The sequence below is a fragment of the Isoalcanivorax pacificus W11-5 genome, assembly GCF_000299335.2.
GTDB classification, from domain to species: domain Bacteria; phylum Pseudomonadota; class Gammaproteobacteria; order Pseudomonadales; family Alcanivoracaceae; genus Isoalcanivorax; species Isoalcanivorax pacificus.
Genome location: NZ_CP004387.1, coordinates 1,266,264 through 1,289,000, shown reverse-complemented (window position 1 = coordinate 1,289,000; position 22,737 = coordinate 1,266,264). Strand labels below are relative to the sequence as shown.

General features: G+C 61.4%; 23 protein-coding genes. 12 read left to right on the top strand and 11 right to left on the bottom strand.

Translation table 11 applies throughout. From position 1 onward, the window contains the following. Positions 1 to 64 precede the first annotated feature (64 nt). A complete protein-coding gene (locus S7S_RS05735) occupies positions 65 to 436 on the top strand; it encodes a cupin domain-containing protein (RefSeq protein WP_008737868.1) in 372 nt (123 codons plus the stop codon). After that, complete coding sequence (gene dinB / locus S7S_RS05730; RefSeq protein WP_008737866.1) at positions 429 to 1,538, top strand: DNA polymerase IV; 1,110 nt, start codon at positions 429 to 431, stop codon at positions 1,536 to 1,538. The genes S7S_RS05735 and dinB overlap by 8 nt, the downstream gene beginning before the upstream one ends. Positions 1,539 to 1,637: 99 nt before the next feature. Here the strand turns inward: dinB and S7S_RS05725 are convergent, their stop codons facing one another. From S7S_RS05725 to S7S_RS05715, 3 genes are all read right to left on the bottom strand, one after another. Then, a complete protein-coding gene (locus S7S_RS05725; RefSeq protein WP_008737864.1) occupies positions 1,638 to 1,889 on the bottom strand; it encodes a hypothetical protein in 252 nt (83 codons plus the stop codon). A gap of 89 nt (positions 1,890 to 1,978) precedes the next feature. Continuing rightward, positions 1,979 to 2,959: an MBL fold metallo-hydrolase gene (locus tag S7S_RS18785; RefSeq protein ID WP_008737862.1), complete on the bottom strand. Its 981-nt coding sequence runs from the start codon at positions 2,957 to 2,959 to the stop codon at positions 1,979 to 1,981. A 64-nt stretch (positions 2,960 to 3,023) separates the two neighbouring features. Beyond that, the gene (locus tag S7S_RS05715; RefSeq protein WP_008737860.1) at positions 3,024 to 3,794 is read right to left on the bottom strand and encodes a 3-hydroxyacyl-CoA dehydrogenase; all 771 of its coding nucleotides are present in this window, start codon (positions 3,792 to 3,794) and stop codon (positions 3,024 to 3,026) included. Positions 3,795 to 4,051: 257 nt separating this feature from the next. Between S7S_RS05715 and S7S_RS05710 the strand changes: the two genes are divergently transcribed. Further along, positions 4,052 to 4,597, top strand: a complete 546-nt coding sequence (locus S7S_RS05710) for an acyl-CoA thioesterase (protein WP_008737858.1) — start codon at positions 4,052 to 4,054, stop codon at positions 4,595 to 4,597. A 35-nt stretch (positions 4,598 to 4,632) separates the two neighbouring features. Here the strand turns inward: S7S_RS05710 and S7S_RS05705 are convergent, their stop codons facing one another. Continuing rightward, positions 4,633 to 5,289, bottom strand: a complete 657-nt coding sequence (locus S7S_RS05705) for a DUF2846 domain-containing protein (protein WP_008737856.1) — start codon at positions 5,287 to 5,289, stop codon at positions 4,633 to 4,635. A 168-nt stretch (positions 5,290 to 5,457) separates the two neighbouring features. Here S7S_RS05705 and S7S_RS05700 point away from each other — a divergent pair, with 168 nt between their 5' ends. From S7S_RS05700 to S7S_RS05685, 4 genes are all read left to right on the top strand, one after another. Then, positions 5,458 to 5,973 (top strand): DUF1289 domain-containing protein, encoded by a 516-nt coding sequence (locus S7S_RS05700; protein ID WP_008737855.1) that lies wholly within the window; start codon positions 5,458 to 5,460, stop codon positions 5,971 to 5,973. A 228-nt stretch (positions 5,974 to 6,201) separates the two neighbouring features. Next, entirely contained in the window at positions 6,202 to 7,047 is an 846-nt protein-coding gene (locus tag S7S_RS05695; protein WP_008737854.1) for a metal-dependent hydrolase, read from the top strand. A gap of 145 nt (positions 7,048 to 7,192) precedes the next feature. Then, on the top strand, positions 7,193 to 9,490 hold the full coding sequence (locus S7S_RS05690; RefSeq protein ID WP_008737853.1) for an acyl-CoA dehydrogenase: 2,298 nt from the start codon (positions 7,193 to 7,195) through the stop codon (positions 9,488 to 9,490). 81 nt (positions 9,491 to 9,571) lie between these two features. After that, entirely contained in the window at positions 9,572 to 10,465 is an 894-nt protein-coding gene (locus tag S7S_RS05685; protein WP_008737852.1) for an alpha/beta hydrolase, read from the top strand. A 116-nt stretch (positions 10,466 to 10,581) separates the two neighbouring features. On the opposite strand, the gene S7S_RS05680 is transcribed toward S7S_RS05685, so the two are convergent. Beyond that, positions 10,582 to 11,301, bottom strand: coding sequence for a YebC/PmpR family DNA-binding transcriptional regulator (locus S7S_RS05680; RefSeq protein ID WP_008737851.1), 720 nt, complete (start codon positions 11,299 to 11,301; stop codon positions 10,582 to 10,584). A gap of 89 nt (positions 11,302 to 11,390) precedes the next feature. Next, positions 11,391 to 11,831, bottom strand: coding sequence for a hypothetical protein (locus S7S_RS05675; RefSeq protein WP_008737850.1), 441 nt, complete (start codon positions 11,829 to 11,831; stop codon positions 11,391 to 11,393). Positions 11,832 to 12,022: 191 nt separating this feature from the next. Here S7S_RS05675 and S7S_RS05670 point away from each other — a divergent pair, with 191 nt between their 5' ends. The 4 genes from S7S_RS05670 to S7S_RS05655 are packed head-to-tail and all read left to right on the top strand — an operon-like array spanning position 12,023 to position 18,782. After that, on the top strand, positions 12,023 to 13,522 hold the full coding sequence (locus S7S_RS05670; protein ID WP_008737849.1) for a DUF3375 domain-containing protein: 1,500 nt from the start codon (positions 12,023 to 12,025) through the stop codon (positions 13,520 to 13,522). Then, the gene (locus S7S_RS05665; RefSeq protein WP_008737848.1) at positions 13,523 to 14,269 is read left to right on the top strand and encodes a DUF4194 domain-containing protein; all 747 of its coding nucleotides are present in this window, start codon (positions 13,523 to 13,525) and stop codon (positions 14,267 to 14,269) included. Then, positions 14,269 to 17,616, top strand: coding sequence for an ATP-binding protein (locus S7S_RS05660; protein ID WP_008737847.1), 3,348 nt, complete (start codon positions 14,269 to 14,271; stop codon positions 17,614 to 17,616). The genes S7S_RS05665 and S7S_RS05660 overlap by 1 nt, the downstream gene beginning before the upstream one ends. Further along, positions 17,613 to 18,782, top strand: a complete 1,170-nt coding sequence (locus S7S_RS05655; RefSeq protein ID WP_008737846.1) for a DUF3322 domain-containing protein — start codon at positions 17,613 to 17,615, stop codon at positions 18,780 to 18,782. The genes S7S_RS05660 and S7S_RS05655 overlap by 4 nt, the downstream gene beginning before the upstream one ends. Positions 18,783 to 18,810: 28 nt before the next feature. Here the strand turns inward: S7S_RS05655 and S7S_RS05650 are convergent, their stop codons facing one another. The 3 genes from S7S_RS05650 to S7S_RS19185 form a co-directional block, all read right to left on the bottom strand. Beyond that, positions 18,811 to 19,542, bottom strand: coding sequence for a phage Gp37/Gp68 family protein (locus S7S_RS05650; protein ID WP_008737845.1), 732 nt, complete (start codon positions 19,540 to 19,542; stop codon positions 18,811 to 18,813). An 11-nt stretch (positions 19,543 to 19,553) separates the two neighbouring features. After that, positions 19,554 to 20,408: a three-Cys-motif partner protein TcmP gene (gene tcmP, locus S7S_RS05645; protein WP_008737844.1), complete on the bottom strand. Its 855-nt coding sequence runs from the start codon at positions 20,406 to 20,408 to the stop codon at positions 19,554 to 19,556. Positions 20,409 to 20,864: 456 nt separating this feature from the next. Continuing rightward, entirely contained in the window at positions 20,865 to 21,332 is a 468-nt protein-coding gene (locus S7S_RS19185; protein WP_202966529.1) for a DUF6933 domain-containing protein, read from the bottom strand. A 202-nt stretch (positions 21,333 to 21,534) separates the two neighbouring features. On the opposite strand from S7S_RS19185, the gene S7S_RS19555 reads away from it, so the two are divergent. After that, entirely contained in the window at positions 21,535 to 21,726 is a 192-nt protein-coding gene (locus S7S_RS19555) for a hypothetical protein (RefSeq protein WP_144401604.1), read from the top strand. A gap of 159 nt (positions 21,727 to 21,885) precedes the next feature. On the opposite strand, the gene S7S_RS05640 is transcribed toward S7S_RS19555, so the two are convergent. Both S7S_RS05640 and S7S_RS05635 read right to left on the bottom strand, forming a co-directional pair. After that, positions 21,886 to 22,203 carry an addiction module antidote protein gene (locus S7S_RS05640; protein WP_238582944.1) on the bottom strand — a complete coding sequence of 106 codons (318 nt, stop codon included), beginning with the start codon at positions 22,201 to 22,203 and terminating at the stop codon, positions 21,886 to 21,888. Continuing rightward, complete coding sequence (locus tag S7S_RS05635; protein WP_238582943.1) at positions 22,193 to 22,561, bottom strand: type II toxin-antitoxin system RelE/ParE family toxin; 369 nt, start codon at positions 22,559 to 22,561, stop codon at positions 22,193 to 22,195. Before S7S_RS05635 ends, S7S_RS05640 begins: the two co-directional genes overlap by 11 nt. Between the last annotated feature and the right edge of the window lie 176 nt (positions 22,562 to 22,737).

Below are 22,737 nucleotides of genomic sequence, written 5' to 3'. Positions count from 1 at the left end.
TGACGGCTGTCCAGCCACTGCTGACAGCCTGTGTCGCCACGTCCCCGCATACTCCGAGGCCGTCATGAAAACCCGCTACGCCGACCAGCCCACCTACCAGACCCGCGACCAGTCCGAGATCCGCGAGCTGATGCACCCGGCACGCGATGCGGCCCTTGGCGCGGCACGCCAGTCACTGGCCGAGGCGCGCGTGGCACCCGGCGCCTGCACACTGCGCCACCGCCACCACACCAGCGAGGAAATCTATCACATCACTGGCGGTCACGGCCTGATGGAACTCGGCGCAGAACAGTTCGCCATCGCTCCCGGCGATACCGTCTGCATACCGCCGGGCACACCCCACCGGCTGCACAACACCGGCACCGAAACACTGGTGGTGCTCTGCGCCTGTTCGCCCCCCTACCGCCACGAGGATACCGAACTGCTCGATGCGTGACGCGGCCGCCCAGCGCAAGATCATCCACGTCGACTGCGACTGCTTTTATGCCGCCGTGGAAACCCGCGACGACCCGCGCCTGCGCGGCCGCCCGGTGGCGGTCGGCGGCGACCCGAACCGGCGCGGTGTGATTGCCACCTGCAATTACGAGGCCAGGCGTTTCGGCGTGCATTCGGCGATGGCCTCGTCGCAGGCCCTGCGGCTGTGCCCGGAGCTGGTGATCCTGCCGCCGCAGTTCGACAAATACCGCCGCGTGTCCGCCAGCATCCAGCAGATTTTCCGGCGCTATACTGCACACATCGAACCGCTGTCGCTCGACGAAGCCTTTCTCGACGTCAGCGACAGCCCGCATTGCGACAATAGCGCCACACGCATTGCCGAAGCGATCCGCGCAGCGGTGCGCAGTGAGATCGGCATCACCGTCTCGGCCGGCGTGGCGCCCAACAAATTCCTGGCCAAGATCGCCAGCGACTGGCGCAAGCCGGATGGCCTGTTCGTGATCCGCCCGGAGCAGGTGGCTGAATTCGTGCGCGCCCTGCCAGTGAAACGGCTGCACGGCGTCGGACGCGTCACCGCCGGCAAGCTCGAGGCCATGGGCGTGAAGCACTGCGCCGACCTGCAGGCGATCAGCCGCCTTGCACTCAGCCAGGCGTTCGGCAGCTTCGGCGAGCGGCTCTACCACCTGGCCCGTGGCGAGGACGAACGCTCGGTGCAGTCCTCACGCCGGCGCAAATCCGTCAGCGTCGAGGAAACCTACTCCCAGGACTTGCCCACGCTGCGCCACTGGCAGGACCAGTTGCCGGACCTGCTCGAGCGCCTGCGCCGGCGCATGGCACAACTGGATACCGGGTATCTGGTGCAGGGCCTGACGGCCAAGATCCGCTATACGGACTTCAGCCAGGCCACCTGCGACGGCCCGGGCGAAAAACTGGAGGAAGCGGCGTTCACGGAACTGCTGGAAGCACTCTGGCACCGGCGCGGTGAACCGGCACGGCTGGTAGGCATTGGCGTGCGTCTGCGCGACATGACCGCACCGCAGCAACCGGATCTGTTTGAGGAAGAGAGGCGTCAGGCGCTGACGCGCCAGCGGGAAAGTCTGTAACGGGAAGGCAATGGCCGAAGGAAGGGGCAGGCAGGCGCCTGCACCAAGCTGGCCGGTATCAGTTACCGGGTAACCCCCGGCACTGACCCGGCCAGCGGATCAGACGTGATAGCGTTGCTGTGCCTCGGCGTTGCGGGCGGCACCCACCATCGCCATCCAGTCTTCAAACTGTTCCGGCAACAGCGTGTCCATGATTTCCGTGCCGCGACGACGGACCGGCTCCATCTGGCCACGCAGATAATCCCTGAGCACATCAACACACTCGGCGCACCGGCTGAACTGCTCCAGCCCGGGATGCAGGCGAGCTGCCTGTACCGCACGATCCAGTTCATTCAGATATTTGAGCAACATGGTTGATTGGCTCCCACCATTGATCGGACCTGATAAGACCCTATCAGTGTGCGAGGACAACCATAAGCATCTGAATCTGAAACTTTGTGTCAGGATATTTCGCTTGTTGAAACAGCTCGCCATGACTCGCGGGTCACCTGCTCGGCGAGCCCCTGCGCGCGCAATCTGGCCAGCAAGGCATAGAGCTGTCCGGCCATCAGCATGAACATCGGGCCCTCCGCCGCGCGCCCGAAAACCGCGTCGTTCAGCGCCGCGACCGGCGCCGTGCCAGCCTCGTCCAGATGGCGGCGCAAACGCCGCAGCCGCGTGTCATGGTGGCGCCGGATCTGCACGCACCGGGCGGCGAAATCGGTAAACACATCACCATGGGCCGGGAAGGCTTCTTCCACATCCAGCGCGGCCAGTGACACCAGACTGCCCAGATAATCCCCCAGCGGGTCACCCTCCAGCCCATGCCACACGCTGACATTGGGGTAGATACCCGGCAGCACCTGGTCGCCGGTGATCAGCCGCTTGCCCGCGCGGTCATGCAGCAGCAGGTTGCAGGCGGTGTGCCCAAGGCCCGCCTGCAGGTGCCAGGCGTGGCCATTGACCGTCAGCACCTCACCCGGCGCGACATACTGTACCGGGCCGGTCAGCGACGGATTGCCGGCGCGAAAGCCGGACATGAACGCAAGCACGGCCTGTTGCTGCAGCTCGGTCGCTCCCCACTCGGCGAAAAACGCCATCAGGGCCTGCGGCTGCGTTGCACTGCCACGCCAGAAGTCCTCCATCAGCCGGTGCTCGGCTTCGGCCAGCAACACCCGCGCACCCGTCTGCGCCGCCAGCCAGTCGGCACTGCCGCTGTGGTCCGGGTGCGTGTGCGTCAGGAAGATGCGCTGGATGCCGGCGCCATACTGCGGGGAATCGAGAAACCCCTGCCAGACCTGTCGCGTCGCCTCGTCGTGCTTGCCGCAATCCACCGCCAGCCAGCCCTCACCATCGCGCAGCAGATAACTGTTGATATGCCCGGGCGCAAAACGCACCGGCAGGCGCAGGCGCCAGAGATCACTCGCCAATTGTTCCAGCATGGGGAAATTCCGTGTCGACAACACGGCGGCCCGGCACGGGCCGCCGACAAACACTACAGACCGATCAACGCGGCTGCATGCGAATGGCGCCATCCAGGCGGATGGTTTCACCGTTCAGGAAGGTGTTCTCAACCATGTGGCACACCAGCGCCGCGTACTCCGGCGGGTGGCCGAGACGCTTCGGGAACTGCGTCATTTCGATTAATGGCAATTTGACTTTATCCGGTGCGCCATTCATCAGCGGCGTGCTGAAAATACCCGGCGCGATGGTGTTGCACCGAATGCCGAGCGAGGCCAGGTCACGGGCAATCGGCAGCGTCATGCCGACCACGCCGCCCTTGGTGGCGGAGTAGGCCACCTGGCCCACCTGCCCGTCGAACGCTGCCACCGACGCCGTGTTGATGATCACACCACGATCGTTGTCTTCACCGGGCTCGTTCTCGGCCATGGCGGCGGCGGCCAGGCGCAGCACATTGAAGGTACCGATCAGATTGATTTTCACCACGGTCTCGAACACACCCAGATCGTGCGGCACATTTTCGCGGCCCACGGTCTTCATCGCCGAGCCGACACCGGCGCAGTTGACGCAGACATGGATGGCGCCGAACTTTTCTTTCGTTGCAGCAATCGCAGCGCTGACGGAATCGGCGCTGGTGACATCGCACTCCACCCAGGCAGCACTGTCACCCAGCGACGCGGCCACCTCGGCGGCCCGGGTCGCATCACGGTCGAGGATCATCACCCGACCACCCCTGGCAACGAAGGCCTCGGCCGTGGCACGGCCCAGGCCGGAGGCACCACCGGTCACGACCGCCACTTTGTTGGCAATTTCCATGCTCTGCTCCTTTAATTGTTGAACTGCCGCCGGCACCAGGGCATGGGGACCGGCTGGTCACGGTCGGGCAGTATAGCGTTGTGCCTGCCAGAGAACAGCCCTGCCCGGCTATCGGGCAGGCGCATCGGAACATCGGCACAGGCGCACCAAAATGGTACAAAGAGAGCATTGATACCACGCTGACATCCGGTGATAAACATGGCTATACTGCGGAGCGTTTCGTACGGGGTGCTCACCCGTTCGGGGGAGGTTTCTGGATGTTCGAATTAATCAGTGCCGCCATGCGTCGCAAGCGGCCGCCTACGCATGGCCTGTTCGATACAGTGTCAATGGAGTTCCGTGTCGGCCTGACGGACCTCGATCTGAACCTGCATCTGAACAATGCAAAGTACCTGAAGTTCATGGACCGCTGCCGGCTGGAGCACTCCGTGTGTACCGGCCTGCTCAACGAAATGATCCAGGCACGCTGCAACGCCGTGGTAGCCAATACCGAAATTGCATATGTGCGCGAGCTGCGTCCGTACCAGCAATTCGATGTGCGCACGCGCATCCTCGGCTGGGACGACAAGTACGTGTACTACGATCAGCGCTTTGAATCCCAGGGCAAGCTGCACACGCACGCGCTGTTGCGGCTGGTCAACATGTATGGCGGCAAGGCCATCAGCCCGCAGTCCGTGCAGGAAATGACCGGCATCAACAAGACGTCACCCGCCCTGCCGGATTATGTTGAGCAATGGAAACGACTGTTGCAGACAAAACGCCGCTATACCGAACAGGGTCTCGATATTCCCGCCGATCTCTGACGACACGGTGGATGCCTTCATCCACCGTGCGCGAGTCAGAACCAGCCCGCCACCCAATCCTGCATGCGTTGCCAGCGGCTTTTCACCGCCGGCAGTAACGCAGTACGTTCCGGCGCATCGTAACTGAAGAAAGGTGCCCAGCGCGGTTCGCTGTAGGCATCGCCACCGTAGTAATAACCGGCTTCGTCGAGGCGCAGGTTGCGAATTTCTGCCAGTGCCAGCGGCGCCGGCACCTGCTGTAGCGGGCCGGCCTGCATGAACTGCGTCGGGTCCAGTCCGCGCGCTGCATAATCCAGCGGCTGGTCTTCGGAGTAACGCAGATAATAGGTCTCCCCGCCTTCCACTTTCAGCGGCAATTCGAAGATGGTTTTCAGGAACAGGATACCCAGCGGGCGGCGGGCATACAGATCGTATTCACCACCATGCAATTCCAGCCAGGTGTAAGCACCGCTTTTCAGACCGGCGAGTTGCTGTTCGTTGATAAAGAAGGTCGGTGCCTGGACTTCCTCATACCCCCACTGATTGCCGGGGCGGTAGAGGTAGACCATCGCATTACGCGGGTCCAGTGTGTCCATCGGCTCGAACGTCTCGCCGCTCGCCGCTTCAATGAAGGCCCCCGGGGTGCGTGGCATGGCCACAGTGCCGCAGCCGGTGACGCACCAGGCCAGCAACACGATCAGGGTTACGCGCATCTTATTATTCTCCATTATGCTTGAGCGCCTGCTTGAACACAGGCGCCGCGAAACCGCCGTTACTATCGCTGATTTGAGCGCGGCTCACAAGCCGCGCAACCCGCACGGCGCGGGCCTTGCGGCCAATCCCGCTGGCGGCCTGCGGGGCCATTTGCTAGGCTTGCCGCCATGGCCTCCGACATCCCCGTCACCACATTAAAACGCGTCAGCACGCCCTGCATCGGTGTCTGCTCCACCGTGTTCGGCGATACGGTATGCCGTGGCTGCAAGCGCTTTGCGCACGAGGTCGTGAACTGGAACGCCTATACCGAATCCGAGAAAGCGATCGTCTGGCAGCGGCTGGACAGCCTGCTCAAACTGGTGGTCGGCAACTATTTCCTGGTGACGGACGCCGCCCGTCTGCGCGCCGCAATGGAATACCAGAACCTGCGCTTCCAGTCCGAGCTGTCGCCGGAAGGCTGGGTGCCCGACCTGCTCAAGGCCGCCGGCAGCCAGCGGCTGGACTACACCGCCTTCGGGCTGGCCCCCCTGTTCGACCCGGCCACGCAAACGGCCCGTGCCCTGTACGACACCATCAGCCTGGAGCTGTATGCCCTCTCCCGCGCCCATCACGAGCGCAGTTTCGTGCAGGCCGGACGCATCCCGATGCTGGTGGAAGAAGCGGCCCGCGCACTGACGGAATAGCCATTCCTGCGGATTGTCCGACGATTTTCCGGGCTGCGTCGCCACGCCTTGCCGCACCGCCCAAACCCGCATTCTGCCTGGCGTTGCCATCCCGATTGGTAGACCTGCCCCTGCCCCGCTGTCAGCACGGCCAACCCTTTCGACCTACCGCTTGCTCGGGACGCTGGCACTGCGCCACCCCGGACGATACCATCGAGCAATGTCACAATAACTAGAGGAAGCAACGTCATGAACATGGCCGTCCTCCCGATTCGCCGCGATCTGAAATTCAACCTGCCTGCCGACAAGGCCACCGACTGGCATGAAGCCGGCATGCACGTTGCCCAGTTCTTCAATACGCTGAGCCTGTTCTTTCCGGTCGGCGAGCGTTTCTTTATTGATTCCGTGCGCCACTACCGCGACCAGGTCACCGACCCTGAACTGAAAAAGGCCGTAACCGCCTTTATCGGCCAGGAAGCCATGCACGGCCGTGAGCACGACGAGCTCAACGACCTGCTGGACGCCGCCGGCGTGCCCGCCAAGGCGCAGGAAAAATTCGTGCTGAACCTGCTGAAAGGCGTACAGAAATACACGCCGAAGCACTTCCAGCTCGCCGCCACCGTGGCGCTGGAGCACCTGACCGCCATCCTGGCCGACTCCCTGCTGCGCAACCCGGAGACCCTGGGCAAATCCGACGAACGCTTCGTCGCCCTGTGGAACTGGCACGCACTGGAAGAAACCGAACACAAAGCCGTGGCGTTCGACGTCTACACCACCGTGATGGGCAAGACGCTGTATTCCTACGCGCTGCGCACCAGCACCCTGGTCCTCGCCACCAGCATCTTCATGGCCCTGCAGTACCCGTTCTATATCGAGAACGTGCGCCGCAAGGGTGGCCTGTTCAACCTCAAGGGCTGGGTCAAAACCTTCCAGTACCAGTGGGGCCGCCCGGGCACACTGCGCCAGGCCGTCGGCGACTGGTTCGACTGGTTCAAACCCGGCTTCCATCCATGGGACCACGACAACCGCGCGTTCCTGGAACGTCTGGACAGCGTCCTCGAAGTGATCACCCGCGAGGAAGAAAAGGCGGCCTGAGCGCCGCCTGCTTCCCGCCAGTCAGATTTATATGCTGTAGCGCCGGGCCACTGCACTATCCGTGCAGTTGGCCCTTTTTTTTAGAAACAGCTACGAGCTGCGGGCACAGCAGCGCGCGCTCGCAGCCCGTCGCCCAGGAGTTCTTATGTTTTCGCTGTTGATGAACTGGATGCGTGACGCCCGGATCCTGCCGCAGATTTCCGCCACCGAACGCCAGGCGCTGGAAGCCGGCGATGTCTGGATCGATGGCGAATTCTTCGGCGGCAATCCCGATTTCGACCGCATGCTGAAGGAGAACTACCACCGCCTGCCTGCCGACGAACAGGCGTTCCTCGACGGCCCGGTGGAAACGCTGCTGAAGATGGTCGATACCCATGCACTCTCGCGCACCCGGCGCCTGCCGCAGGCCGCGTTCGATTTCATGGCCGAAAACGGCTTCTTCGGCTTGCAGATTCCCACCGAATACGGCGGCCGGCCGATGTCGACGCTGGGCAAGTCCTGCGTGATGGCCAAGATCACGCCACACTCCGGTATTCTCAGCTCGCTGGTAGTGATCCCCAACTCCCTCGGCGCCGCCGAACTGTTGTGTGAGTACGGCACACCAGAACAGAAACAGCATTACCTGCCAAAACTGGCCAACGGCGAATACGTGCCCTGCTTCGGCCTGACCGAACCCACCGCCGGCTCCGATGCCGCCTCCATCAAGGCCGAAGGCATCGTGTTCCGCGATACCGATGGCGACATCAAATTCCGGCTCAATTTCCGCAAGCGCTACATCACCCTGGCACCGGTGGCGAACCTGATTTCCCTTGCCTGCCGCCTGCATGATCCCGACAACCTGCTCGATAAAGGCGAAGACGTCGGCATCACCGTGCTGCTGATCGAAAAAGGCACACCGGGCCTGCATATCGGCGACCACCACGAACCCATCGGCGATGTATTCGCCAACGGCCCGATTGTCGGCCGTGACGTCGTGGTGCCCGCCACCGACATTCTTGGCGGCCTCGAATACGCCGGCCAGGGCTGGAAAATGCTGATGGAATCGCTGGCCGGCGGCCGCATGGTGTCACTGCCCGCCACCGCGCTGTCGACCATGCAACTGGCCACCGCCGCCGCAGGCGCCTACTCCATGGTGCGCACCCAGTTCGGCATTCCCGTCGGCCGCATGGAAGGCGTGGAATCGAAAATCGGTCACATGGCCGCCATGACCTACATGTTCGAAGGCGCGCGTATCTTCGGCTGCTCCGCGCTGGATCGCGGCATCCAGCCGCCGGTGGCCTCCGCCATCATGAAAGCCTATGCCACCGAAACCGCCCGCGAGGTCGGCACCCACGCCATGGACGTGATGGCCGGCGCTGGTGTGATGCAGGGTCCGAACAACGTGATCGGTCGCAATTACTGCTCCGCCCCGGTGGCCATCACCGTGGAAGGCGCCAACATCATGACGCGCACGCTGATGATCTTTGGCCAGGGTGCGACCCGCTGCCACCCGCACGCCTACCAGGTGGTGCAGGCCGTGGAAAACAACGACACCGGCAAATTCCGCAAGCATCTGCTCGGCTGGATAGGGCAGTTTTTGCTCGGCATGCTGATGACCGTTCTGCGTGGCCTGACCCGGGGACACTTCACGGTGAACATGCCGACCGATGTCGCCCCGGAAACCCGCACCTATTACCGCCGCCTCGGCTGGGCGGCCTCCCGTTTCGGCCTGCTCACCAACCTGGCCATGTTCCTGCTCGGTGGCAAGCTCAAGGCGCGCGGCAACCTGACCGGCCGTTACGCCGACGCCGTCGCCTGGCAGTACCTTGCTTTTTCCGCCCTGCGCCGCTTCGAAGCCGACGGCCGCCTGCGCGAAGACCTGCCGCTGCTGCACTACAGTTGCCGCTACGCCCTGGCACGCACCCAGCAAGCCTTCGAAGGTATCTATGAAAACTTCGGCGGCCCGCTGGGCCTGTTGCTGCGCACCTTTGGCCGTCTCGGCCTGGGCCTGAACCCGCTGACCCGCTTCCCCGACGACGACGCCACCCGCGCCGCCGCACACACCATGCAGACCTGGAACGACCAGTACCGCCGCCTGTGCGGCGACAGCTACCTGCCCGATGATCCGCAGCGCGGTTTCGGCCGCCTGATGCAGGCGTTCCGCCTGACCAGCGAAGCCGAACCGGTCCGCGCCAAGATCCGCACCGCCCAGCGTGCCGGTCGCCTCGGCCGCGGCGCGCCGGAAACGCTGGCACAGCAGGCACAGGAACGGCTGGTGATCACCAGCGCTGAAGCCGCATTACTGGTTGCCGCACAACAGGCCTGCCTGGCTGCGATCGAAGTGGATGTGTTTACACCGGAAGAGTTCTACGGTGAGCAGGCACCAGCCGGCCTCACCGCCACCGGTGATGGCGGGCTGGAAAAGCACGCAGATCAACCGCCCCTGGCCGCCACTGGTTCCTGACGTCTTTTGGCCTGATTAGTCGTCGCCAGTACCGCGCCCTGCCGCTATGGTAGGGCGCGTCTGTTTTCAGGAGTGTCTACCGTGTCCAGCCTCACCGCCCGACTGGTCAAGCTGTTTTCCCGCCGCATGATCAAACGCCACAACCTGTCCGAACAGGCACTGGTGAAACATTTGCGCAAGGCGTTCAATCACCCGCCGGGGCTGACACTGCTGCCACGCGGCGTGCGCCTGAGCCGCATCGAAACACGCGGCTTCACCGGCGACCGCATCGCCACCGCCACACCGGAACGCGCCATTCTCTATATCCACGGTGGCGCCTACATGGCCGGCACCACACGCACCTATCACAACCTGGCCGGTCGGCTGGCCAAACAGCTCAACGCCGCCGTGTACCTGCCAAGCTACCCGTTTGCCCCCGAGCACCCGTTCCCGGCCGCCGTGAACCAGTGCCTGGACGCCTACGCCTGGCTGCTCAACGAAGGTTTTGATCCGGCCTGCATTACTATCGGCGGCGACTCCGCCGGCGGCGGCCTGACCCTCTCCACCCTGCTCGGCACCCGCGAGCGCGACCTGCCACTGCCGGGCCGTGCGTTCATGTTTTCCCCGGCCACCGACGCCCATGGCCGCGGCCCGAGCCTGGACCTCAACAACGACGCCGACTGCATGCTCTCCGCCAGCATGATCCGCACCGCCGCCGACGTGTACGTCAGCGCCGAACACCGCGACAACCCGCTGGCCTCACCCTGCCTGGGCGATTACACCGGCATGCCGCCGCTGATGATTCTGGTGGATAAAAGCGAGTGCCTGTACAGCGACGCCGAAGCCGTGCGCGACAAGGCCCGGCAGGCGGGCGTGGACGTGACCTGGATTGCCCGCGAAGGGCTGTTCCATGTGTGGCCGATCATGGTGCCGTGGCTGCCGGAAGCGCGGCGGGATGTGGACGAGGTGGTGCGGTTTGTGGGGGGCAAGGTCTGACGTCGGACGTCTGACGTCGGACGCTAAAACCCAAAGACAAGCCGGCTCTGTCTTTTAAAGCGTCAGACGTCCGACGTCAGACGTCCGACTCGTCTCTCAGACGTCCGACTCGTCTCTCACCCCAGCTCCACGTTGTGATACACGTTCTGCACATCATCCAGGTCATTCAGCATGGCCATGAACTTGTCGAACAGCACCCGGTCTTCCTCGCCCAGCGTGGTAAAGCTCTGCGGGACAAACTGGATTTCATCCACTTCAAAATCGATGCCCGGAAACGTCTCTGTCAGCGCCTGGCGCGCTTTCGCATAGGAGGTATTCGGCGCAAAGACGGTTAGCAGGCCGTCTTCGTTTTCGATATCCGTCACATCGACATCGGCTTCCATCAGCGCTTCCAGCACCGCGTCTTCGTCATCGTGCCTGAACACAAAAATCGCCACATGATCGAACATGTGGCTGACCGTACCCTGCGTGCCGATCTTGCACTTGGCCTTGGTAAACGCCAGCCGCACATCACCAAACGTGCGGTTAGGGTTGTCCGTCAGACACTCGATCAGCGCCATGCAGCCACCGGGGCCATAGCCCTCATAACGGGCCGGCGCGTAATCTTCCCCACCGCCACCCTTGGCCTTGTCGATCGCCTTCTCGATCACATGCGACGGCACCTGGTCCTTCTTGGCCCGGTCAATCAGGCCACGCAGCGCCAGGTTGGCTGAAGGGTCCGGCCCACCGGATTTCGCGCACACATAGATTTCCCGGCCATAGCGGCTGTAGACCCGGGCTTTCATGTCCGAGGTTTTCGCCATGGATTCTTTGCGGTTCTGATAGGCGCGACCCATAAAAATGCTGCTCCTGAACAAAGGGATGCCGGGATTTTAGGGGAAAACCCGGACCGGGCCTACGGTGGCGTGCTGCCTTCTGTGGGCTGCTACTGGCAATACCTGGCCACCTGCTCGCGGGTGCGCTCGGAGTCGCCCTGCTGCCGCCAGAAATCACAGAACAGCGCGGCTTCCTGTTCGCGGATCGTTGCCCACTCCTCCTCGGTGAGTGCCCGCGGGGCGGCGGCAATGGGCGAGTCACCTGTCGCCTCCACGGCCACCCCGGCGGCCGGCGTGCCCCCGGCCCCGGACGACTGGGCGATGGCCAGCCAGCGGCTGCGCTCCGGCTCGTCCAGTTCCCAGACTTTCTTGCCGGAGGGCGTTACATAGCAGGCCGGCGCATCGGTGAATTGATCACACAGGGCGCCATACAGAGTTTTGCGCGACATGTCGGATACCGCGCTGCTGAAGCGCTGGAAAAAGGAGCCTTCTTCTTCTGCCCAGGTGAATGCCGGGCAGAGCAGGAGGCAGGTCAGCAGGATGCGTAGCATGGTGTCCCCCAGTTGGCTGCTCTACACAACAGTGGCATTGTTTTTCCGCCATCATGCCATTAAGAGAACGGCGGAGTAACTCCCCGGGGTTCTGGCTTCCCCGGGGCTGCGCTCACATGACGAAGGGTGTCATGCCATGCCAATATGGCCCCTGCGATAGTAAGGATGGCGGCTTCTCGCGACAAAAAGCCATGGATAACAGCCCTCAACACCGCACCCGAAAGTACATTGCTGCCCGTCGGCAGCATCCGGCCTGGCTGCTGCTGGCCTCACCCCGTGCGCCACTGGTGCTGGGGTGCCTCACCGCCCTGTTCGACTTTGCCGAAGACGGTATTGCCGAGACGGACGCCCTGCAGGCCCTGTCGGACATGCTGGCCAATTATGCGGCGCAGGACGAATACGACATCGACCCGGACAATACCCGCCTGCTGGCTGCCCGCGAGTTGCGGCAGTGGATCAAGCGCGGGCTGGTCATTGAGCGTGGCCAGCGCATCTATGGCACCGATGCGCTGTCATCGGCGATCCAGTTCGTTGAGGCACTGGATAATCGCATCATGACGTCCACCGCCTCCCGGCTGTCGGTGGTGCAGCGGGAAATCGAAAACCTGGAGGTCGGGCTGAACCCCGACGCGTCCAGCCGCAAGGCCGCTATCCGCCGGAAAATCACGCTGCTGGAGAATGAACTGGCCGACGTGGAAGCAGGCCATGTCCCCGTGCTGACCGAGGCCGAAGCCGTCGAGCGCATCCGTGAGGTGTACACCCTGGCGACCGGGCTGCGGGCAGACTTTCGCCGGGTGGAAGACTCCTGGCGCGAGGCAGACCGTGCGCTGCGCCAGTCGATCATGTCCGAGCATTATCACCGGGGCGAGATTGTCGACCGGTTGCTGGATGGCCAGGCCGCCCTGCTGGATACCGCCGAAGGGCGGGTATTCGACAGTTTCCAGCAACAATTACGACAGAAAGTGGAGCTGGACAACATGCGCCAGCAACTGCGCAGCATTCTGGCCCACCCGGCGGTGGAGAAAGCGCTCACCCGCACCCAGCGACAGGATCTGAAACTCCTCCGCATGCGGCTGGTGCTGGAAAGCCAGGCCGTATTGCAGGCTCGTGCACGCAGCGAGAAAGACGTCAGGGCCTTTATCAAGACGGGGCTCGCGGCTGAACATCACCGGGTCGGCCAGTTGCTCAATGAGGTGCTCAACGTGGCCCAGGATCTGGACTGGCAACAGCAAAAAGTCCGCCGTGCCGCTTCGCCCCTGCCGCCGCTGGGCTTTGCGCTGACCAACCTGCCGGTTGCGGAGCGATTACGCTTTAAAGCACTGGAGAGCGACGCAGAGAATGAACTGGACCTGTCCCCGCAGGATGCTGATCTGAGCGGCATCGAAGACGAATTCTGGGACGCCCTCGACGGGCTGGACCGTGAGGCGCTGGTACAGGACACGCTGGCAGTGCTGTCGAAGGAAGAAAGACCTTTGACCCTGGCCGAGCTGGCCGAACGTTTACCGCCAGCCCATGATCTGGAAACACTGGCCCTGTGGCTGGGCATGGCCCGCGAAGCGGGCATTGACATCATCACGCAGGACACCGAAACACTGACACTGACCGACAAAGAACAGCGCGAGTGGCTGTTCCGGGTGCCCAGGGTGGCACTGAGCGAACAGGCCTTCGACGGCATTGAATGGGAGTTTTAAGTGGCGGGGATTTTTGATCAGATTACCGGGCAACCGGCCGGCGACGAACCGGAGGATGCGGACAGCAACACCGATGTTGACCCCGGTGAAACGACAGGCGCCTCTCTGGCTGAAGCCGACCGCACCGACCGGGCTCTGCGCGAAGCGGCTCAGGAATTGCTGCGCCTCGGGCTACTGGAACACACCCACCGGCCCAATCTGTATCGCACAGCCCTGGTGGCACTGGATCAATTGAATGCCATTCTTGAACCGCTGGATCTGCTGGCGCGCGTTGACGACATTCGCGGGCTGGTGTTTCTGGCAGTACGCCATACCACCGACTCGCCGCAGGGCGCAGCGGCAGAACAGGATGACTGGTCACACCCCCTGGTGCGCAAACAGCGGCTGAACCTTGAGCAGACCCTGCTGGTGGCGATCCTGCGACAGCATTTCATTGCCTATGAACAAGAAGCCGGCAGCGGCGCGACCGAGGCCATCGTGGCGGTGGACGAACTGGTGCCGTCATTGCAGCTGTACCTGGGTGACAGCGGCAGCGAAGCCCGCGAGCGCAGCCGCGTATTACAGTTACTGGATCAATTGAAGGGCCACGGTTTGGTGTCCGCCCCGGACAGTCACGAGCGTGTGGTCATCCGGCCAATGATCGCGCACCTGGCCAACCCTGAAAACCTGACCGCCCTGCTGCATGCACTCAAGCAACAGGTTGCCGAGGCGGCCCGGAACCAGGATGGCACCGGGGGAGAACGCTGATGGCGACACAATACACGCTGGACGCCGCCGGACAGACGAACGGCTGGCAGCTGGCCGCCACCTACACACTGCATTCCCTGGAACTGTTCAACTGGGGCGGCTTCAACGGCCTGCACCGGGCGGACATCGACTTGCAGGGCACCGCCATCATCGGCCCCACCGGCAGCGGCAAGACCACGCTGGTGGACGCACTGATGACCCTGATTACCGCCGCGCCCCGCTACAATCTGGCCTCCACCGGCGGCCACGAGAGTGACCGGGACCTGGTGTCCTATGTACGCGGCGTCACCGGCCCCGGCGACGGCAGCGAAGCGCAGTCGCATATTGCCCGGCAGGGCCGCACCGTCACCGGCCTGGCCGCCACACTGCATAACGGCGACGGCCTGGTCCGCCTGGGCGCCCTGCTGTGGTTCGACGGCCCCAGCATGTCGCCGTCGGACATGAAGAAACTGTGGCTGTTCAGCACCCATCCCGAGCAAACCCTGCAAAGCTGGTTAACCGTGCAGCACGAAGGCGGCATGCGCGCCCTGCGGCAACTGGACAAGACCGGGAGCGGCATCTGGACCTACCCGAGCAAAAAGGCTTTTCTGGCGCGCCTGCGCGACCACTTCGAGGTCCGCGACAACGCCTTCAACCTGCTCAACCGCGCCGCAGGCCTCAAGCAACTGAACAGCATCGACGACATCTTCCGGGATCTGGTGCTGGACGATAACGCCCAGTTCCAGCGCGCCCGCGAAGTGGCAGACAGCTTCGATGACCTGACCGCCATCCACGAAGAACTGGACATCGCCCGGCGTCAGCAACGCTCCCTGGAGCCCATCCGGGCCGGTTGGGACAAGTACCAGCAAAACCGCACATTACTGACCGACAAGATCACCCTGAGCGAAGTTCTGCCTGTCTGGTTTGGCGAACAGGCCCACCGTTTGTGGAAAGCCGAATCAGAGCGCCTGACGCACCAGCTGCACCAGGCGGAAGCCGCCCTGGCCACCGCCGAGGAACAGCATCGCCACCAGCAGCAAACGCGCAACCAGTTGCACGAGGCCTACCTGCAACTCGGCGGGGCCGATATCGAAACGCTGGAAGACCTGATTCGGGAAAAACGCGCCAACCTGGAACGCTGCCAGCACCATGCCGCGCAGTACCAGCAACTGGCCCGCTCCCTGTCACTGCCCGACACCCTCACCCGCGAAGCCGTGCTGGCCAACCAGACACAGGCCGCCGAACAACTGCAGCAGGTCACCCAGGCGCACCAGGACGCACAGGAGCACGCTTTTGAACAGGGCAGCCATCGCCGCCAGGCAAGCAACACGCTGGACGCCCTGCGCCGGGAACGGTCCGAGGTAGAAGCGCGCCCGCGCTCCAATATTCGCAGCGACTACCAGCAATTCCGGGCCCTGCTGGCCGAAGAGCTGTCACTGACAGAAGACGACCTGCCTTTTGTGGGCGAACTGGTACAGATCAAGGCCTCAGAGAAAGCCTGGCGTGGCGCCATCGAGCGCGCCATTGGCAGCCACCGGCTGCGCATCCTGGTACCGCCGGGCGCCATGAGCCAGGCGCTGCGCTGGATCAACAGCCGTCACAATGCCCTGCATGTGCGTATTCTCGAAGTCAAAGCCCCCCAAAAACCGCCGCAGTTTCTGGAAGACGGCTTTACCCGCAAGCTCGATTACAAGGACCACCCCTACCGGGAAACCATCAAGGATCTTCTCGCCGGGCTGGACCTGCATTGCGTGGACTCATCGGAGACCTTGCGTGATACACCGCATGCAATAACGATCGAAGGTCTGATGTCGGGCAAGGCACGCTTCTTCGACAAACAGGACCAGAAACGCCTCAGTGCTGACTGGCAGACCGGCTTTGACAACCGGGATCGATTGGCCGCCCTGACGCAAGAGATTGCCGACAGTCAGGCAGCGCTGGACGCCGCCCGTGCAGAGGAAGAAAAAGCCAAGTCGTCACTGGCGGCCCTTGAGCAGCAGATGGCCTCTCTGAATCTGCTGAAAAATCTGGACTACACCCAGATCAATGTGTCACAGGCCGAGCGAGAACTGCGAGAGCAGGACAGCCGTCTTCAGGCATTGAAAGCACCAGACTCCGACGCCGCGGTTGCCAAGGAAAAACTAACCGAAGCAGACCGTTTACTCGCGCAGCTGGATACTGCGCGCACGGACTGTATTGGCGCCTGCCAGAAGCTGATCGCCTCACTGGAGCAGGCAGAACGAGCAAAGCGCAACGCTTTCAGCAAAGCCGAAGCCGGCCTGAAGAATGCCGCGCGGCAATTGGCCGAAGCCCATCTGCCCGCGCTTGAACCGCAACAGCTCAACGATATAGATAACATCGAAAGACAGACCGCCAGCGATCTGAAACGACAATTGGATAAACTGCAGGGCATTGACACCCAACTGGCCAAAGATCTGGTCAGGGCCATGGGCAACGCCCAGAAAGAAGATCGCGGCGCCCTTTCGGAAGCAGGCACCGAGCTGGAAGATGTGCCGGAGTACCTGAAACGGCTCACTCTGCTTATCGAGGAAGCCCTGCCGGAAAAACAGCAACGCTTCAAAGAATACCTCACCCGCTCCTCCGACGAAGGCGTATTGCAGTTACTGTCCACCATCGAGGGCGAAGTCGAGCGCATCGAAGAACGCCTGGAAGACCTCAACCACACTCTGCGACGGGTCGACTTCCAGCGCGACCGCTACCTGCAACTGGTTGCCAACAAGGTCGTCCACGAAAGCCTGCGTACCTTCAACAAGGCGCAGAACAGCCTGAACTCATCACGCCTGGTCGATGACGGCGGCGAAAGCCAGTACACGGCCCTGCAACATATCGTGCGCCTGCTGCGCGACGCCTGCGAACGGCACCGTACCCTCGGCGCGCGCGCCCTGCTGGACCCGCGCTTCCGGCTGGAATTCAAGGTATCCGTACTGGATCGGGAAAGCGGCCGCGTCATCGAAACCCGCAGCGGCTCCCAGGGCGGCAGCGGCGGGGAAAAGGAAATTATCGCCTCCTATGTGCTCACCGCCTCTCTCAGCTATGCCCTGTGCCCGGACGGCAGCAACCGGCCCCTGTTCGGCACCATCGTGCTGGACGAAGCCTTTTCCCGCAGCTCCCATGCCGTGGCCGGGCGCATCATTTCTGCACTGAAAGCATTTCACCTGCACGCGCTGTTCATCACCCCCAATAAGGAAATGCGGCTGCTGCGCAACCACACCCGCTCGGCCGTCGTGGTCCATCGCCGTGGCAATGAATCCAGCCTGACGCCGGTAAGCTGGGAGGCGCTCGACGAGGCCCGCGCACAACGCGCCCACACCGACAATGAAGTAATGAACGATGAAGGGAGAGCATGAAATCCCCCACTGAGCTGGCTGAACGACTGGCCCGCCAATGGCATCGGGCACCGCTGCGGGTGGAACGCCTGCTGTCTGCAGACAGCTGGCCATTGCGATTGCCCATCGGCAAGCCCACCGGCGGCCAGTTTGCCCATCAGATCCCGCAGGTGCAGGCGCATGTACAACGCTGGCGAGCCGTCAGCATCGGCGAGGTCATCTGGGAAACCGTCAATTATCGCGCCGGCGCGGAACCGGTGTCCGTGCCGGTGTACTGGTGCCTGCGGACGCCATCGGAATGGGTGGCGGCCACCGGCAATGATCTCGTCCGTGAAGAATTCAGCATTCTGGAGGAGCTGGCGCACGGCGTCTCCCCGCTATACCGGGAACTGCTGGTGACCGAACGCCCGTTGTGGCGCAGCAAAGCACCCCGTGACGTGATAACCGCCGCCACCCTCGCCGACACCCTGTCCCCGGGCATCGCCGCCGGGCGTCCGCTCAGGCTGCTGGGCGGGCTGGAGGTAGACACCAAATTTGTCGAGCGCCATGCCACCCTGCTGACCCGGCTGCTGGATGAACGGTACAACGGCGCCGCCAGCGAACAGGGGTTATACCCTTTTCTCGATGCGCCCGCAGACAAGGACCACTGGCTGATGATCGTGCCGCTCCAGGCCGGGCTGCTCCCCTTCCGGCGCCAACGCGTCACCGCGCAGGAACTGGCCCGGGCCCCCTTGCCCGGCTCACGCGTGCTGGTGGTGGAAAACGAGCAATGCCTGCACCTGTTACCTGCCCTGCCCGATACCGTCGCCATTCTCGGCGCCGGGCTGGATCTGCAATGGCTTGGTGCCGACACCTTCCGCGATAAGCAGGTGGCTTACTGGGGCGATATGGATACCTGGGGGCTGCTGATGCTGGCGCGTGCCCGGCAGTATTGCCCAGCACTTTGTTCATTGATGATGACACGGGCGCATTTTGAGCGGCATGCGCCGGGGTGTGCTGTGCCGGAGCCTGTGCCCGCCAAACACAGTGCGCCCGCGGAGCTGAACGACGAAGAGCGGGCCTTTTTTGAGTTTCTCCTGGGGCAGGAGAAGGGGCGGCTGGAGCAGGAGTATCTTCCTGAGGAGGTGGTGCATCGGGAGATGGGGGGCTGGGGAAGATGCCACGGTATTGAACACCAGGCCCTTTAAGCGCCGGGCCACGGCATCTCAGGTTGTATCACACCATCACGGAAGGGATCATGTTCCAGACTTGGCCATCCAGCAGACGACCATTCGCTTTCTTGGTACGCTGCTTTCCATCCGCCCCCCATGCACCCCACTGCTTAAAAAAGAAATCGACTCCTTCGGTCAGGCACTGATTACGGATGTTAAGCGCCCACTCCTGCTTCATGGGCCTGGCACCCACACCAGATTCACCGCCCACGATGACCCAATGGATACCTTTCAGATTCATATGTCCAAGATCCTCGAGCAGGGGCTCCACGGACAGGAAACGGGTCCTGGCTTTAATCGCCTGAAGTTCAGTGATACGCGGCTTACCGTACTTTCGGTCCTCGACGGAAACACCCAACCAAGCATTGTCGGGCACCCTGCGGCCAGCAAAGTAATCCCGCATGTTACCGCTGCGCTTGGTCAGTATCTGGTAAGTGTGCTGAGGCGTGGTACGAATCACCTCCATGACCTGGTCAATAAAAGAGTCAGGCACACCATCCTGGAACAGATCACTCATCGAGTTCACAAAATACATCGTCGGCTTACGGCGGCGCAGAGGCTGCGCAAGCCGCTCCGGGAGCAGACTCAGGCCAAAACCATTTTCATACCCAGGCGCCCCCATCGCCTGTAGCCGGTGCGCCATGGTTTCTGCATAACAATGCTTGCACCCCGGAGAAACCTTGGTACATCCGGTCACCGGGTTCCAGGTCTGCTCAGTCCACTCGATCTTGCTCATAATGAAGGCTCCTACTTCTGCTTCATAATGGAATGCACCGCCCGCCGCGCCAAGCCCCATGCACTCCTTGAAGGGTTGGAAACCGCAAAATAGAAAAGAAACAATGGATGTCCGTTATTCTCGAGCAACATTGGCTCGGGCACAAAGGCGAATATCTCTCGCAATCTGCCTGTTACCCAATGCCCAAGCTCTCCTGCGTCGATACGCTGAATGCCAGAATCTTTGCTGTCACCAAAGAGATCGTCGATGGCCGGCTCGACAGAAGGCTTGTAGAAAGCCTGCTGCCAATCCTGTGTTCCCAGGAGTCGCGTCAAAGTGCCATCCCACTCAGGCCTGAGCTTGTCACCATCGCGGGGCGTCATGCGCAAGATCACCGACAAGGGAAACAGCATCCACATATCGACTTTGCCGGATGCGGCCACATGCCTCAATGTAGACCAGTCCAGTTGTGTACTGTAGGGGTCGAGAAAGAGCACTGCCCGATCGCTTCTGCCCATACTTGCACAGAACTGTGGCACGAAAACATTCGCATCCTGTTGGTAGATATGGATCACCTTATCGGGATGACTGTCGGATAACTGATGGAGTTCTGCAATATGATCAGGGTTAAGGTCATTGAAATGATAGTGGTGAAACGCGGGCTCGACTGACAAAGCCGCCTGTACAGACCCCCGAAAATCCTCGTAGGGAATCAACATTTCCTGATCAGCCTGCATCGCTGGAGAGTGAGACCCTGTGCCGGCGAAGGCATCGGCGTAGTGGAGCGTGAAAGACTGCTTCTTTAACGCGGTCATATAAAAAGCAAGGTAGCGCTCCAGTACCCCCAACTTCTTTCTGGTCCATATCCCTCCAAAACTGTGCGTCATACCCGTTGGCCTCCTGCCAAATTATACTGGTCATATGTGCAGTATTATTGTGTTTTGTACACCCCTTTCCTGATATGGTCAACGACCAGAGTTAGACCGGATTTTCTGTGCGCCACGCAGTTTATTTGTGCAAAGCATAGTTTTGCTCATATTTTGATTGCGCTTTGCCAGATACCGATCTGCCCGCTTTGTGCCGGTGGCTGTATGGCGCTTCCACCGCGATTTAAATCCTCTTGTGCTATCCAGCTGTCCAGATACCGGCCTTTGCTGGTCTGGCTGAGATGGGCCCAGGGTTGGTATTGATTATCGGACGTGTGGTGGGGGAGGGACAGTTCCGCCTGGGTTTGCGGGAGTGAACAATGGCTTGGACGTGGTGGGTTTCGCCGTTGGCTCTACCGCACCCTGTCGATTCATTCGGTGTTTGTCGGGCTGGTACCGGCGGGATGAGCCAGGTCGTCAAGCAGCGACAGCCTTTCTTCTTTTGGTCACAGGAAAGGGCTGCCTTTGATTGAGCCTGGTGTGATGGCCAGCCAGGCGCTGACGCCATAGCCGATCATACCCGCTACTTTCAGGTCGCCGTAATGCAATAGCAGTTCCAGCTCTTCCTTCATGCCGCTGAGTGTCGCTTGCTTCACATTTCATCATGGCTGTCATCAATACATCCACAAAACAATCATTCAATTCGGCGAAATCGGGTTTGGTCAACGCGAAGAACGCCAGCGGAAAGCGGGTGGCGTTGTGTCTCAGCAACATGCAGTTGCGGTGCTGCATCGTCACCAGCTTGCCGTGCCAGTCACTCAGCGGGTTGATATGCAGTGCGGGTTGCTCATAAAGCCACTCGGTCCATCCGGTTACGGGCAACTGCCCCTCACCATTCAACGGCGGTTTCGCGAACAGCTTGCGCGTGGCGTGGAGTGTGATCATGTATTGTTAGGCTATTGCCGGAGAGTCGGTGCACCTGAAAGGGCATGACGCTTCGAGGTTGCAGGCTTCCGTTCGCTGCGCCTGTATCTGAAGGCGCATTGCATCGCGTGCAGGGCGCCCTGCCCTACGACTGAATGCTACAGGACGTTAATACGGAATTTCCTAAACGGCGTTTCTCAATGTTCTATGGGTGAAGAGAATAATGCGCTATGCGCATGTTGCTCCGGATCCTTTGCGGGAAGCGATTCAGTTCGACTCAGCGCCGTCGCTGCCTGAATTTTTCGACAGTTTTTCGACACCTAAGAAAAAGGAAGGGGAAAATAACAATAAAAACAGTGGCTTATTGGTGCGCCAGGAGGGACTTGAACGAAAGGTAAAGCATTATGATTGCTAAGGAAATTTTAAATTGGGCGAAAAAGTTACCCCTGAAATTACCCCCGCTTTCAAATCCGTTTTACGGGTTCAAGTCCCGTTTTAGCTCACAGTCGCTGATTCCCGCACCAGCCAAGGCACTATAATAGCAGCTTCACAAGCAGCGCTCTAACCGCTCCCACTAGTGTGCTTTCGCAGTCGGAACAGCTTGCAGATCAACACCCAACGCATGAAGAACTTTCACCACAGTATGGAAGCGTGGCTGGGAGCCAGGGCGCAGGGCTTTGTACAAGCTTTCGCGACCCAAGCCTGCGTCCCGCGCCAGATCCGCCATACCTCGCGCGCGTGCCACCTGACTGATTGCCTCCAGCAGCTCATCCTGATCACCATCCGCCAGTATCGAAGTCAGATACTCGGCAATGACAGCTTCGCTATCGAGGTGCTCAGCAATATCAAATGGCTTAACGCCGTATTTGTCGCTCGCTGCCTTAGTCATCATTCGCTTCCTCTCTGATCTCGGCAGCCATCTGCTGCGCTTTCTCAATATCGTCCTGCTGGCTGCTTTTGTCGCCACCCACCAGCAGCAGATAGACCGCATCAGCGGTCTGCATGTAGTACACCCGATACCCTGGTCCGGCAGGAATGCGCATCTCGAACACGCCCTCCCCTACCGACTTATGGTCTCCGAAGTTACCTTTCTGGGCTCGCCCAATCCGCCTCAGCACAGCCGCCTTACCAACGGGATCTTTCAACCTGTTGAGCCAGCCCCGGAAAACGCTTGTGTCGTTAATAGTGAACATCGGCCAATCGTATCCAATTGGATACATATTATCAAGGTGATATGCCTGAAAAACCACGCTTCGTCACCGACATACATGCAGTCATTAACGACATGTATTATTTATATACATAACTTAAAATCCCAAATAATTTCAAACACATATCACCCTCCTGAGGCTGGCCATCCTTTCCTTCCATGCGCCCCAGCCCACTTCTGGCGCATGCCACTTCAGGAGCCCTCATGATTCTTCAA

Coding starts and splice junctions, on each gene's coding strand:
- S7S_RS05710 (WP_008737858.1), top strand. CDS start 4,052: ATGTTCGAATTAATCAGTGCCGCCATGCGTCGCAAGCGGCCGCCTACG.
- S7S_RS05650 (WP_008737845.1), bottom strand. CDS start 19,542: ATGAGCAAGATCGAGTGGACTGAGCAGACCTGGAACCCGGTGACCGGA.
- S7S_RS05670 (WP_008737849.1), top strand. CDS start 12,023: ATGGATAACAGCCCTCAACACCGCACCCGAAAGTACATTGCTGCCCGT.
- S7S_RS05735 (WP_008737868.1), top strand. CDS start 65: ATGAAAACCCGCTACGCCGACCAGCCCACCTACCAGACCCGCGACCAG.
- S7S_RS05715 (WP_008737860.1), bottom strand. CDS start 3,794: ATGGAAATTGCCAACAAAGTGGCGGTCGTGACCGGTGGTGCCTCCGGC.
- S7S_RS05655 (WP_008737846.1), top strand. CDS start 17,613: ATGAAATCCCCCACTGAGCTGGCTGAACGACTGGCCCGCCAATGGCAT.
- dinB (WP_008737866.1), top strand. CDS start 429: ATGCGTGACGCGGCCGCCCAGCGCAAGATCATCCACGTCGACTGCGAC.
- S7S_RS05705 (WP_008737856.1), bottom strand. CDS start 5,289: ATGCGCGTAACCCTGATCGTGTTGCTGGCCTGGTGCGTCACCGGCTGC.
- S7S_RS05695 (WP_008737854.1), top strand. CDS start 6,202: ATGAACATGGCCGTCCTCCCGATTCGCCGCGATCTGAAATTCAACCTG.
- S7S_RS05690 (WP_008737853.1), top strand. CDS start 7,193: ATGTTTTCGCTGTTGATGAACTGGATGCGTGACGCCCGGATCCTGCCG.
- S7S_RS19555 (WP_144401604.1), top strand. CDS start 21,535: ATGCGCTATGCGCATGTTGCTCCGGATCCTTTGCGGGAAGCGATTCAG.
- S7S_RS05675 (WP_008737850.1), bottom strand. CDS start 11,831: ATGCTACGCATCCTGCTGACCTGCCTCCTGCTCTGCCCGGCATTCACC.
- S7S_RS05640 (WP_238582944.1), bottom strand. CDS start 22,203: ATGATGACTAAGGCAGCGAGCGACAAATACGGCGTTAAGCCATTTGAT.
- S7S_RS19185 (WP_202966529.1), bottom strand. CDS start 21,332: ATGATCACACTCCACGCCACGCGCAAGCTGTTCGCGAAACCGCCGTTG.
- S7S_RS05680 (WP_008737851.1), bottom strand. CDS start 11,301: ATGGGTCGCGCCTATCAGAACCGCAAAGAATCCATGGCGAAAACCTCG.
- S7S_RS05700 (WP_008737855.1), top strand. CDS start 5,458: ATGGCCTCCGACATCCCCGTCACCACATTAAAACGCGTCAGCACGCCC.
- tcmP (WP_008737844.1), bottom strand. CDS start 20,408: ATGACGCACAGTTTTGGAGGGATATGGACCAGAAAGAAGTTGGGGGTA.
- S7S_RS05725 (WP_008737864.1), bottom strand. CDS start 1,889: ATGTTGCTCAAATATCTGAATGAACTGGATCGTGCGGTACAGGCAGCT.
- S7S_RS18785 (WP_008737862.1), bottom strand. CDS start 2,959: ATGCTGGAACAATTGGCGAGTGATCTCTGGCGCCTGCGCCTGCCGGTG.
- S7S_RS05660 (WP_008737847.1), top strand. CDS start 14,269: ATGGCGACACAATACACGCTGGACGCCGCCGGACAGACGAACGGCTGG.